Annotated in this window: 12 protein-coding genes; all 12 read right to left on the minus strand. The window is 41.6% G+C overall.

What is annotated here, in order from left to right; all coding sequences use genetic code 11:
* Positions 1 to 39: 39 nt before the first annotated feature.
* Positions 40 to 1,545: a zinc ABC transporter substrate-binding lipoprotein AdcA gene (gene adcA / locus M1F55_RS06945; protein ID WP_049546879.1), complete on the minus strand. Its 1,506-nt coding sequence runs from the start codon at positions 1,543 to 1,545 to the stop codon at positions 40 to 42.
* Between the two features lie 9 nt (positions 1,546 to 1,554).
* Positions 1,555 to 2,361, minus strand: coding sequence for a metal ABC transporter permease (locus M1F55_RS06950; protein ID WP_000950030.1), 807 nt, complete (start codon positions 2,359 to 2,361; stop codon positions 1,555 to 1,557).
* Complete coding sequence (locus tag M1F55_RS06955; RefSeq protein WP_001269496.1) at positions 2,354 to 3,058, minus strand: metal ABC transporter ATP-binding protein; 705 nt, start codon at positions 3,056 to 3,058, stop codon at positions 2,354 to 2,356. The genes M1F55_RS06950 and M1F55_RS06955 overlap by 8 nt, the downstream gene beginning before the upstream one ends.
* Positions 3,058 to 3,498 carry a zinc-dependent transcriptional regulator AdcR gene (gene adcR, locus M1F55_RS06960; RefSeq protein WP_001249308.1) on the minus strand — a complete coding sequence of 147 codons (441 nt, stop codon included), beginning with the start codon at positions 3,496 to 3,498 and terminating at the stop codon, positions 3,058 to 3,060. The genes M1F55_RS06955 and adcR overlap by 1 nt, the downstream gene beginning before the upstream one ends.
* A gap of 149 nt (positions 3,499 to 3,647) precedes the next feature.
* On the minus strand, positions 3,648 to 4,916 hold the full coding sequence (gene dltD, locus M1F55_RS06965; RefSeq protein ID WP_247947562.1) for a D-alanyl-lipoteichoic acid biosynthesis protein DltD: 1,269 nt from the start codon (positions 4,914 to 4,916) through the stop codon (positions 3,648 to 3,650).
* Positions 4,909 to 5,148, minus strand: a complete 240-nt coding sequence (gene dltC / locus M1F55_RS06970; protein ID WP_000351967.1) for a D-alanine--poly(phosphoribitol) ligase subunit DltC — start codon at positions 5,146 to 5,148, stop codon at positions 4,909 to 4,911. Before dltC ends, dltD begins: the two co-directional genes overlap by 8 nt.
* 12 nt (positions 5,149 to 5,160) lie before the next feature.
* On the minus strand, positions 5,161 to 6,405 hold the full coding sequence (gene dltB / locus M1F55_RS06975; protein WP_247947563.1) for a D-alanyl-lipoteichoic acid biosynthesis protein DltB: 1,245 nt from the start codon (positions 6,403 to 6,405) through the stop codon (positions 5,161 to 5,163).
* Complete coding sequence (dltA, locus tag M1F55_RS06980) at positions 6,402 to 7,952, minus strand: D-alanine--poly(phosphoribitol) ligase subunit DltA (RefSeq protein WP_247947564.1); 1,551 nt, start codon at positions 7,950 to 7,952, stop codon at positions 6,402 to 6,404. Before dltA ends, dltB begins: the two co-directional genes overlap by 4 nt.
* A 20-nt stretch (positions 7,953 to 7,972) precedes the next feature.
* Positions 7,973 to 8,104, minus strand: a complete 132-nt coding sequence (locus M1F55_RS06985) for a teichoic acid D-Ala incorporation-associated protein DltX (RefSeq protein WP_000813667.1) — start codon at positions 8,102 to 8,104, stop codon at positions 7,973 to 7,975.
* Between the two features lie 310 nt (positions 8,105 to 8,414).
* Positions 8,415 to 9,593, minus strand: coding sequence for a ryptide export MFS transporter (locus tag M1F55_RS06990; RefSeq protein WP_084947722.1), 1,179 nt, complete (start codon positions 9,591 to 9,593; stop codon positions 8,415 to 8,417).
* Positions 9,594 to 9,742: 149 nt separating this feature from the next.
* Positions 9,743 to 10,447, minus strand: a complete 705-nt coding sequence (locus M1F55_RS06995; protein ID WP_000980817.1) for an MIP/aquaporin family protein — start codon at positions 10,445 to 10,447, stop codon at positions 9,743 to 9,745.
* A gap of 69 nt (positions 10,448 to 10,516) precedes the next feature.
* A complete protein-coding gene (glpO, locus tag M1F55_RS07000) occupies positions 10,517 to 12,343 on the minus strand; it encodes a type 1 glycerol-3-phosphate oxidase (RefSeq protein WP_045612462.1) in 1,827 nt (608 codons plus the stop codon).

Here is a 12,343-nt window from a genome sequence, read left to right on the forward strand (position 1 = left end):
AAAAAGATAGCCTCATACAAAGCTATCCTTTGATTCTCATCAATGCGCCAACATTTCTTGAGCGATTTCTTGGCCAGATAGGTTATCTGGGTAGTAGGTTGGCCAGTTATCCATTTCTTCAAAGAGGGCTTCTTGGCTTGTGCCTCCAAAGAAGATATGGAAATGTTCTGCCTTAACTGGGGCGATATTGTGGTCACTAAACTGAACATACTTGAACTGTCCAGCGTCTGCATCTGTGGCTTCAAAGAGGAAGCGCACGCCACGATTGCCTTTCTTGTAAGTCAAGATTTTCTTACCAACATACTTGTAGGTGAATTTCTTACTTTGTCCACCTTGAACAAATTCCATAGTATTATCAGAAATGTTGATCTTAGTGACATCTGTCTGATAGCCTTTTGTATAGTAAGCCTTGTACTCAGCCTGAGTCATCTTACCAGTCAACTTAGACTTGTAGTCAAAGACTTGGTCAAACGTACCATCTTCAAGGAAAGGATAAACTGATTGCCAGTTACCTACATAGTCACTCAAGGTGCGGTCCTTGACGTCTGCATCCTCGAAGTAACCATTTTGAACTGTCTTGGTATCCTCTGCCTTTTCAGGCTCAATTGCTGGGCCTTCTTGGTCCGTTGTTTGTTTCAGAGCCTTGAGGTTTTTCTCCATAACGGAGATGTAGTTTTCGCCAGCCTTGGTATCCTCTTCTGTCAGACTTTCTAAAGGATTGAGGACATCTGTTTTGACACCTGCTTCTTTTGAAAGTGTGTTAGCAAGTGCTTGTGAAGCATTTTCTTCAAAGTAGATATAGGCAATTTTATTTTTCTTGACGTACTCTGTCAATTCTGCCAGACGAGCAGCTGATGGTTCTGCATCTGGAGAGAGACCTGAGATTGCGACTTGTTTGAGTCCATAGTCCAAGGCAAGATAGTTAAAGGCTGCGTGTTGAGTCACAAAGCTCTTTTGTTTGGCTTGAGACAAGCCTTCTGCATAAGCCTTATCCAAGGCTTGCAATTTTTCGATATAGGCAGCAGCATTCTTTTCAAAGGTCTCTTTTTTATCAGGATAATCTGCTGACAAGCTATCACGGATGTGCTCTACAAGTTTAACGGCACGAACTGGTGATAACCAAACATGGGGATCGTACTCATGGTGATGGCCTTCTTCTCCATGGTCATGGTCTCCCTCTTCTTCCTCACCACCTGGCAAAAGCAACATATCGCCTGTCGCCTTGATGGTTTTGACCTTTTTCTTATCCAAAGTATCTAGCAATTTAGGGACCCATGTTTCCATGTTTTCATTTTCATAAACGAAGGTATCTGCGTCTTGGATTTTGGCAACTGCCTTGGCAGACGGTTCATATTCATGGGGTTCTGTACCAGCACCGATGAGGAGTTCTACATTAGCAGTATCTCCTGCGACTTGCTTGGTAAATTCATAGACAGGGTAAAAGGTTGTCACAATATTTAGTTTGCCATCTGCCTGCTTTTGATTGGAACAAGCCACTAAAAACAAGGCACATAGACTGGCGAACAATAAGCTAATTTTTTTCACGTTAGTCTCCTATTTGATAAAACGTCTTACTAAACTAATAAGTAAAAAGACAGTTACAAAAATAATGGTAATACTTGCACTTGCAGGTGTTTCTGCATAGTAGGAAATGTAAAGTCCTGCTACCATTCCCAAAAATCCAATAGCACTGGCAAGCAGCATAACCGATTTAAAGTTTTTCCCGAGACGCAGGGCAATACTGGCTGGCAAGACCATAATGGTCGATACCAGAAGAGCTCCCGCAGCTGGAATCATAAGGGCAATGGCCACCCCCGTCACCATGTTAAAAAGAATGGACATGGTACGAACTGGCAAGCCATCCACAAAGGCCGTATCCTCATCAAAGGTCAAAATGTACATCGGACGAAGGAAGAGGAAGGTCAAAATCAAAACAACCGCCGCAATGACAAAGAGGGAAATAACCTGCTCTTCGCTGATAGTCACGATTGAACCAAAAAGATACTGGTCCAAACTCATAGAACTCGAGCTTTTACCCTTGCTCATGACAATCAGAGAAACAGCCAGACCCGTTGACATGAGGATAGCTGTCCCGATTTCCATAAAGCTCTTGTAAACCGTACGGAGATACTCCAGAAAGACCGCCGCAATCAAGACAATAGCAATAGTGGAAATAGTCGGAGAAATCCCTAGTACCAGACCAAAGGCTACACCTGAAAGTGAGACGTGGCTGAGGGTATCACTCATCAAACTCTGACGGCGCAAGATAAGGAAGGTCCCCAATACTGGCGAGAAAAGACTCATGGCAATAACGGCCAGAAAGGCACGTTGCATAAAGTCATAAGATAACAAACTAAGCATGGCCCACCTCCTGATCATTCTCATGAACGTTGAAACAACGCCATGGCGAGTCTTGGTTACGGACTAGATGAATATTGCGGTCCGCATAGTCCTTAACTTCTTCAGGGTCATGAGTAATCATCAAAACAGCCTTGCCATGATGATGGGCGCTGTGGTGCATGAGTTCGTAAAATTCGTTTTTACTTCCTGCATCCATCCCCGTTGTCGGCTCATCTAGGATAAACACATCTGGATCCGAAGCAAACATACGTGCGATCACCGCTCGCTGCTTTTGTCCTCCAGATAGAGAACCCAAGCGTTTGTCTCGGTGTTCCCACATGCCAACTGAATCCAGACTAGCCTTGATATGCTCCTCATCATGAGCATTCAAGCGACGGAACCAGCCTTTTCGTGGATAACGACCCGACTTGACAAATTCGTAAACCGTACTTGGAAAACCCGCATTAAAACTGGCAATCTGTTGAGGAAGGTAGGCTATTCTCAATTTCTTACCCTGTGTATTTGTCTTTGAAATAGTCACCTTGCCAATGCGTGGTTGGAGGATACCAAGACTAGCCTTGATCAGTGTCGTCTTAGCTGCCCCATTCTCCCCCGTCAAGGTAACAAATTCCCCACTATCAACACTATAATTGATATGTTCAAGAACGGGCTCCTTATCATAATAGAAGGATAAATCCTCTACCGTAATATATCTCATTATTTGATTTCTCCTACTAAAGCAGTCAAAAACCGCTGGATCACTTTTTGTTCATTTGGAGTAAACTGAGTCGCCACTTGTTCATAGGTTAAAAGTGTATGCTCATGGTGATGGTGGTGCTCCTCAGCAATTGGGCGAGCCAAATCAGTCAATTGATAAAAAATCACACGCGCATCCTTCGGATCTTTAGATGTTTCCAACATCCCTTCCTTGACCAAAGACTTAATGGCCTTGGTAACTGCTGCCTGACTGACATTGAGGCGACGCGCCAATTCTGAATTTGTTAAAGATTCCTCTGACAAGAGCATGAGAATATGCTCCTGGGTATTGGTCAGGGCCACCTCGCTAGTACAATGACCTATTAGGATTTCATGCTGATTTTCTGCCTGCAAAATCACCTCATTCAAAAAAGCATCGATATCCTTCGCTAGCTGTCTCATATTTGACTCCTTTCCTTTTAGACTTCTCTTTTTTAAGAGAAAATACTATTCTTTGAAATTATTTACTGGTTAATTATATCACAACCAAAAAAAGAGTCAAGAAAAAACGTGAAAACAAGTTTCATTCTTGAACTCTTCTATATTATGATCTATTGAAATGCCTTGACTTCTCCATCGTAAGTCGCCCAGTCTTTGCTGAAAAAGCGCTCATTCAGATAGTAAGTCGGAGCTGGGGTGGGATTGGAAAGGAAAGGATCAACGGCCTTGTCAAAAGCCAACCAACCCAACCAACCAAGGTGAATGGTATCCTTCATAAAGAAAGCTTCCCCACCGTCCTTAGAAAAATCTGCTATATTGGTAAACCCTTGACTTTCTAACTGGTAGCGAATCTTCTGCACCGTTTGTTGGTACATATCTTCTCGTAAACCAGCGTAGTCCATCCATTTTTTATTAACAGGTGGAATGATAAAAATCGGGTTTACTTTGGATTTAGAAAACTGGGTTAACACCAACTGCAAGTCATTATACTCTGGCGACTTGAGATAGGTAAAGCTTTTCTGAGAGTCCTTTAATTTCTTCAAATCCTTCTTGATCTGCGTATTATAGAAATAATTTTCCATTCCCAGATCATTATTGGAAGTATTCTTTTCAGCATCTGCTTTAACGACATCTTCTATGGCTTGATAAGAAAACTGGTCTGGCAAGGTCTTTAAATACTTAACTACATGCTTATCGTAGTTGACATAGCCTCTAACTGAAAACTGACCAAAAAAGGAAGCTTGGCGTTCATTAAACCGAGCCAATAATTCAATCATTTCATTGTCTGCCGTCGACAATTCTTCTTTACTTGCCAACTTCTGAACCAGGTCCTTCATAGCTACGTTTGGGAACTGCTGTAGTAAACGAGTCGCTGCATATTGACTAGCCTGATCTCCAGATTGATGTTCCAGAAAACTGGTCAACTGGTCTCCATTAAAATACTGCTGAAAAGCTGCTGGCTCATAGCCATTTTTACTAAACCACTGAGGTGAGATAACATACACAACTTGTTTATTCTCCAGTTGTGGCAACATCTGTTGCATCCCAAAATACTGATTGAGCGAGGCAGCTCCCCTCTGTCCTAAAAGATAGGGGCGATAAGAGCGGTTGTATTTCTCAGCCAATACCGCAGGATGGGCACCGTCAAAACGAAGCCATTCACTAGAGCCAAAGAAGGGAACAAAACGCATATTTGGATCAGATAGTGCTCTGACCTTTTGACTTCGCTCCTTAAAACTATCGATAGTAGTAGCCACCGCCGAACGCTTTTCAGCTCCCAGATCATGACGCATCTCAGCAGGATAGAAAAAGATAAGCAGACAAACCAACAAACCAGCTATCAAGACCGGTCCGAAGATCATCCATAAGCGTTTAAGCATTTTGTAGCTCCACAATACCAGCTATGATTTTATTAGCTGTATTCCAGTCATCACGACCAAACTCTGTTACAGGAACACGAATGTCAAAACGGTTTTCAATCTCCACAATTAATTCAACCGTTCCCATACTATCCAAGACACCTGCGTCAAAAAGATCTTCATCCATCATGTCAGAAACATCTTCCATAAACAACTCATCAATAATTTCGATAACTTCTGATTTGATATCCATATTTTATTTCCTTTATTTTTTAAACCATAAATCATTCAAAAATCCAGAAAAGATCAAGAATGACAGCATGACGACATGGAAGGTGATAACCATGCCAAGCAACTGAATCCAGCGATTCTCAGGTAGAGCAGGCTTCCCTGCTTTTTTCCGTTCCTTATTGAGTGTTTTTTTCTTACGAACCCAAGCGTCATTGATGACCAATCCAATTCCATGAAAGAGTCCATAGGCGATGTAGTACCAGGTCACACCATGCCAAAATCCCATAATCAGCATATTTACAATATAGGCCACACTTGAGGTTACATTACGATTTTTAAAGACCTTCTTTCTGGTCAATACCATGACCATCCGCATAAAGACAAAGTCACGGAACCAGAAAGAGAGACTCATGTGCCAACGATTCCAAAATTCCTTCAAATCCCTTGATAAAAAGGGCTTGTTAAAGTTGATAGGGCTACGAATTCCCATCAAATTTGAAATGGCTAAGGCAAACATAGAGTAACCTGCAAAGTCAAAGAAGAGCTCCAGACCAAAGGTATACATAACTGCCAAGGCATAGAGGTTAAAGAAGCCACCTGACTGCAGGGCTAAATTCTTCAGAGGAGGGAGTAAGGTTTCTCCTAAAACATGAGCCAGGATAAACTTGTACAAAAATCCCCACATAATATAGCGAACAGATTCATCCAACATATCCATCAACTCATCCCGCTCAGGAATGGTCTGATAATTTTCATTAAATCGCTTAAAGCGATCGATTGGGCCACTTGAAAAAGTCGGCATGAAGAGAAGAAAACGGAGGAATTCCCAGAGGGTAAAATCCTTAATCACTCCATCTCTCAGCTCGATGATAATTCCAACCGAACGAAAGGTCAGGTAAGAAATACCCAAAAAGCCAAGCAAAGACTGCGTTCCATTGATAGCCGGCTGCACCTTGACAAAGATAATCGGAAGGAGGGACAGAAAACTAACTAGGTAAAAGACCCACTTACCATCCTTACTTTTTCGATAATGCTTGTAGAAGAGTACGAGCAATACTTCCCAGCAAAGGTAAGTACCCAAGGCGGCCAATTGATTTGTCTTCCCACCTACCAGCATGGTGACGATAAAGAAGAGGCTAACCAGTACTTCATACCAGGCAAAGCGTTTCTTGAAAAATAGACCGATAAAGATGGGTAAGGTTGCAGCAATCACATAGACAAAATACTGAGGATTCCCATATGGCTCTAAATGAGGAAGCTGTTGAAAGAACTCCATCATCTCTTATTCACCTCGTTAATCAATCCTTTAATGTCAATCTTTCCATTTGGAGTCAGTGGCAAACTGTCTCGGTAAAGGAATTTAGACGGCATCATGTAGGACATCATGATATCTGTTAAATCTTCCTTGATAGCCTTGGTAATATCAATATCTCGCTCAAACTGCTCACAAACACCGTCTTTCAAGATGACATAAGCCAATAGATTTTGCACCTTGTGGTCTTTATTATAACGTGGCACAGCTACAGCAGACTCGATAAAGCGAGACTTGTTGAGATTTTGAGAAACATCTTCTAACTCAATGCGGTAACCGTTGAACTTAATCTGGAAGTCCATGCGTCCGCCGTAGAGAAGCAAGCCTTCATCTGTCATAGTTCCCACATCTCCTGTATGGTAGGCTGGCAGCCCTTCAAATTCAAAGAAGGCTTCTGCCGTTTTTTCAGGATTGTTCATATAACCTTTTGAAACGGCTGGTCCAGAAACAATGATTTCTCCCTGTTCGCCATTTGGCAATTTATTTCCGTCCTCGTCAATGATAAAGGTTGGAGAATCAGCCTTGGTATAGCCGATTGGTAGGCGTTTGAGAGTCGTCAACATCTCATCTGTCACAGCAACAGCTGACAGGGCTACTGTCGCTTCTGTTGGGCCGTAAGCATTGATAATACGGGCATTTGGGAAACGTTCGCGTAGTTTTTGAGCCGTTTTAACCGTCAATTCTTCTCCATCAAAGTAGAAATGCGTAATTCCAGGCATTTTCTCACTATTAAAGTCTTCTGACAACATGGCCATATCCGCAAAAGAAGGCGTTGATGTCCAGATAGCGATTGGCAATGAAAAGATGGTCGCAAAGAGTTGCTTAAAGTCCTGAGTAATAGCTGAAGGAAGGGCAAAAAGTGTACCACCCAGTGCCAAGGTCGGTGCCCAATACATGACAGACAAGTCAAAAGAATAAGGTGGCTGAGCCAGCATTTGCGGACGACTTGGCGTCGCAAATTCCTTGTCCGTAATCATCCAATTGGTAAAGCTGAGGAGGTTATCATGGGAAATCTGCACTCCTTTAGGCTTACCAGTCGTACCAGAAGTAAAGATAATGTAGTAGTTATCATCACTCTTGACTGGATGCGTGATCTCATAGTTATTCCCCTGAGCAAAGGCTTCTTGAACCTGAGCTAGAGTCATCATCGGTGTAGAAACCTGCTCCAATGGAAATTCTGAAATGGCAATAATCAAACTTGGCTCCGCTACTTCTAAAATAGCTGAAACTCGCTCCAAGGCCGAATGGCTATCAATTGGAATGTAGGCATGACCTGACTTAGTCAGCGCTACAAAGGTTGCCAACATTTCATATTCTTGGCCTCCAAAAACAACCACAGGAGACTTCTTAGGCAAGCCTAGTTGGTCAATGGCTGCAGCCAAACTATCCGAATCAGCCTTTAAATCTCCATAAGTGTGTTCCTGCCCCAAAACATTGTAAACAGGATAGCTAGGCTGTGTCTGAGCAAAATGCTCAATGGTTTCAATCATATCTACTATTGGTTTATTTGACACAATAGGAATTCTCCTTCAAGTTAAAATTCATTATAGATAAAGCTTCCTTGACCCTGACCAAGATAGCTAAAGAAGTAAAGCAGCCCCAGAAAGATAAGAAAATACAAGGCTGTCCGACCAAGAAAGAGGTACAATTCTTTTCTCTGTTTCATCAAGAAAAACCATTCATTTCTGTAATTTTTGCTAAATAAGATAGACTCTTACTATAGTATTTTTCTACCATTGTACCACTTTATAGGCTAGTTTTTCAATTGTTTACCGTACATTTTCACTAGATTTCAGCTTATTTTAAGGGTTATGCGCTTTTTCTATGTATATTTCAAGTAGAGTGATACTGTTTCAAAACTCCATTTCATGAGAAAATGAAGGAAATCTTCCCATAATAAAACGCACGATATCAAGTTTTTTCAACACCTGATACTATGCGATTTGCTGATTTTTAAAGACTTTTTAACTAGTCTCTCATTTAAAATAATCTCGTCTGATATAAATTAAAATAGCTTCTATCACCAGACAAATGGCCGATATCCAAAAACTGATACTAATACCAAAACTCTCAGTAATATAGCTCATTAGCAAAACAAATACTGAAAATGCTAGTGTCGAAATCACTTCCAGAACGGAATAGACATTAACCAAGTTATTTTCCTCTACTGTTTCCTGAAGAAATACACTTTCAGGAACTTCTTTTAGCTGCGATAACATACCAACTAAAGCTGAAAATACTAAAAACATCTGTGCATTGGGAAAATATAGAATAGTCAGCGTCACTATTGCCATGGCTACAAGAGAAAAAAGAATACTTTCCCATTTAGCAGCGAGGAACTTTTCAGATAGCCGAAAAGCAATTAAGCCACTAATTATAATACCAATAGAGTATGCTGTATTAGAATATCCCCAGTAACTTTCCGTTTCATTTAATAACTCAGTTACAAAGACAAGTATGATAGACGAAACCCAAATCGTATTTGAGAAAATTTCAAATAAATTTGCTGATACAAAAAGTCTTAATCTAGGATCTCTAGCAACTAACTTCCAACCTCTGAGCAAAATTTCAAGATTAGTTTCTGACTCTAACACCTCCACTTCAGCGTTAGGAAGAAATAACATCAGAAAGCTAGAAATGATATACAATATTAAAATGATAAACGTGGTAGGTAACAGACCAATTGTTGCAAATAAGAGTCCACCTAATCCCCAACCCACCAATTGAACAGCTTCACCACTCATTGACAAGGCTGAATTAGCCTTACCCAAATCGGTCGCATAGCGTGGCACAATAGCATAGGAAACAGGTGCTGCAAAACCATCTAATATTGAAATTGCCACAACAAATAGATAGGTTACCAAAGGCGCTACGGATTGCATTACGGTAAACATTCCTACCAGTATCGTTAATAATATAGTCTTTCCAAATTGGGATAAAGATAAAACCCTATTTAGCGCTATCCTTTTAGTAACTAAAGGAACTAAAAGACTCGCAACAAAAGAGGATATCCCTATTAAAATGGGAACTAGTGACGTGGCAATTACTGATTTTGAAATAATGTATATGTTAGCAATGATTGTTACTCTAAAGAAAATATCTGCTAAATTTGCAAACAATTGAGAGACTAACAACTTGATAAATGAATTAGACATATAGCTCTCCTATCTTAGTTGCCAACTTTGGAATTAAAATTTGATTTTTAATATTTTAGCATAAAATAGCAGAAAACAAAAGTGATGGTTTTTACATGAAAAAGCCTGAGATTTTCATCTCAAGCTTTTCAACATAATTGTTTTCTAGATTAGAAAAGCGAGAATACAAGCACGGCCAAGGCTGCACCGATAACAGGTCCCACAACTGGAATCCAGGCATAAGACCAGTCTCCGTCTCCCTTGTTTGAAATTGGCAAAATGCTATGCATGATACGAGGTCCAAGGTCACGCGCAGGGTTCAAGGCATAACCTGTTGTCCCACCTAGTGATAGACCGATACCGACAATCAAAGTCCCCACTGCAAAGGTTCCGATTCCTGCTTGAAGGTCATAAAGTCCCAAAGCAAAGATTGTCAATACCAATACAAAGGTGCCAAGGATTTCGCTGATCAAGTTTGATACAGTATCTTTGATGGCTGGTCCAGTACTGAAGGTTGCCAGGATATTTCCTGCATTTTCTTCTGCCTCATAGTGAGGTTTGAATTGCAACCAAACCAAAATCTGACCGAGCATAGCCCCTGCGAACTGGGCTAGGATATAAGGGAATACTGATGCCCAAGGCAAGTCACCTTTTAAAGCCACACCAATTGTCACAGCTGGATTCAAATGAGCTGGACTGAGTTTTCCAGATACAAAGACTGCAACTGCAACTGCAATCCCCCAACCCATCGTAATCACAATCCAACCTGAGCTGTTGCTCTTGGTTTTTGGAAGAACAACACCAGCAACAACACCATTTCCTAGAAGAATTAGGATTAAAGTCCCTAGAAATTCTCCAAATAATTCATTCATCATCTTTCTGTCTCCATTAAAAAGAAGGGGCGGGCGACAAGGAAGCCTGCCCTCCACCTCTTTGATTTTTTCTTAATTTTTTAATTCTGCTAAATCATTGTTAGCGAGAGCCGCTTCGACATCCGCACGGTAAGCGGCTTTTTCTTCTTCAGTCCAGTCATAGAATCGTCCCATTTCATCCAAAACTGGCTCAACGATGCTATCCAAACTATCACGCATAAAGAGCATGTGGTTGGTACGACGAAGGAGGAAGTCAACTGGGCTCAGAGCCAACTCATTGCGCATTGCATAGTGAAGGGACAAGGTATCTGCCAAGCTGAGTCCTGGTGCTTGTTCTAAACTATGAGCAAGAGCAAAGACTTTCGGTGCATTTGAACCATAAAGATTTGCTAGGTAATGAGCTTCCTTGCTATCCAAACCACGTGACACTCCAAGTTGCGCAAAGGCTTCGATTTCTGAGTCCACATTTGCTGGGTTCAATTCCCCACCTGAAACAGGGTAAGTCTTAGAATTGATGAGTTTAAAGCTACGGTCAAATTCTGCTTTGAGGATGTCAACCACGCGCTCCATAGCTCCTTCAGCCATCTTACGGTAGTCTGTGATTTTACCACCAGCAAGGGTCAAGAGACCATTATCATCTCGGTCCAAGCTAGAACCACGAGAAACTGCAGATGGGTCCAAATGTTTCTCAGAGGTACTGCTTTCAAGCTTGCTAACAGCAGCCTCTACATCTTCACGAGTTTTTTCTTTAGAGAGATAAGATTCAACAGTCGTAATCAAGTTGTTAAAGCTTTCATCACTGATGGTTCCGTTATTTCCTCCATTGTAGTCAGAAGCGCTATTGCCTGCGATCAATGGACGAAGACCTGCCCAGCTGCTTTCGATATCATCAATAGTAATGTTGGCTTCTGGGAAGCGGTTATTGACAATGCCAAGTAGGTAATCTACATCTTCCTGCGTCACTTTTGGATGTTCCAAATCACCTGTGTAGTCTGTATCCGTTGTACCGAAGTAAGTCTTGTTTTCACGTGGGAGAACAAAGACCATACGGCCATCACCCAAACCTGTATCAAAGTAAACTGGCTGTGAAACCTTGATCTTGCTTGAATCCACTACCAAGTGAACTCCCTTAGTTGGACGCATTTGTGAGAATTGTGTTCCCTTATTAGACAAATTGCGCACCTTGTCGCTCCAAGGACCTGTTGTGTTAATAACCAGACGGGCCTTGATTTCAAAGACTTGGTCTGTCAAGAGATCACGAGCTACAACACCTGTAATCTTGCCACTTTCGTCAAATAGGAAGCCTTCTGCCTTCACGTGGTTAGCAATGAGGGCACCGTCCTGGTTGGCACGTTTGATGTTTTCGATCACGAGACGAGCATCGTTGTTACGGAAGTCAAGATAAACTCCACCTCCTACCAAACCTTCTTTCTTCAAGTTTGGCTGGCGTTCCAAGACTTCTTCCTTGCTCAAAACCTTGTTAGCAGCTGGTGTGTTGTTGACACCTGCCAAGAGGTCGTAAAGATCCATAGCTACTTTAAGACGGAAGAGGCTAAAAGTAGCTCCATCTTCATCGTAAACTGGCAAGAGCATTGGGTCTGGTTTCGGAATGTGTGGAGCGATTTGTTGAACCACTGCACGTTCAGAAACTGTATCTGATACCACTTCTACATCAAATTGCTTAAGGTAACGTAGTCCTCCATGAACCAATTTTGTTGAACGGCTGGATGTTCCTTCTGCGAAGTCCTGCATTTCAATCAAACCAGTATCTAGACCACTAGCTGCCGCCTGCAAGGCTACACCAGCACCAGTGATACCTCCACCGATAATCAAGAGGTCCAAGGTACGTTCCTGCATTTTTTGAATTGATAATTCACGTGTTTTCTTTGAAAATTCCAT

The sequence above is a fragment of the Streptococcus mitis genome (assembly GCF_023109235.1).
In the GTDB taxonomy this organism is placed as follows: Bacteria; Bacillota; Bacilli; order Lactobacillales; family Streptococcaceae; genus Streptococcus; species Streptococcus mitis_DA.

Bases quoted from the DNA above. Each gene is read 5' to 3' on its own strand.
- M1F55_RS06950 (WP_000950030.1), bottom strand. From the start codon at position 2,361: ATGCTTAGTTTGTTATCTTATGACTTTATGCAACGTGCCTTTCTGGCC.
- M1F55_RS06955 (WP_001269496.1), bottom strand. From the start codon at position 3,058: ATGAGATATATTACGGTAGAGGATTTATCCTTCTATTATGATAAGGAG.
- adcR (WP_001249308.1), bottom strand. From the start codon at position 3,498: ATGAGACAGCTAGCGAAGGATATCGATGCTTTTTTGAATGAGGTGATT.
- dltD (WP_247947562.1), bottom strand. From the start codon at position 4,916: ATGCTTAAACGCTTATGGATGATCTTCGGACCGGTCTTGATAGCTGGT.
- dltC (WP_000351967.1), bottom strand. From the start codon at position 5,148: ATGGATATCAAATCAGAAGTTATCGAAATTATTGATGAGTTGTTTATG.
- dltB (WP_247947563.1), bottom strand. From the start codon at position 6,405: ATGATGGAGTTCTTTCAACAGCTTCCTCATTTAGAGCCATATGGGAAT.
- M1F55_RS06985 (WP_000813667.1), bottom strand. From the start codon at position 8,104: ATGAAACAGAGAAAAGAATTGTACCTCTTTCTTGGTCGGACAGCCTTG.
- M1F55_RS06990 (WP_084947722.1), bottom strand. From the start codon at position 9,593: ATGTCTAATTCATTTATCAAGTTGTTAGTCTCTCAATTGTTTGCAAAT.
- M1F55_RS06995 (WP_000980817.1), bottom strand. From the start codon at position 10,447: ATGATGAATGAATTATTTGGAGAATTTCTAGGGACTTTAATCCTAATT.
- glpO (WP_045612462.1), bottom strand. From the start codon at position 12,343: ATGGAATTTTCAAAGAAAACACGTGAATTATCAATTCAAAAAATGCAG.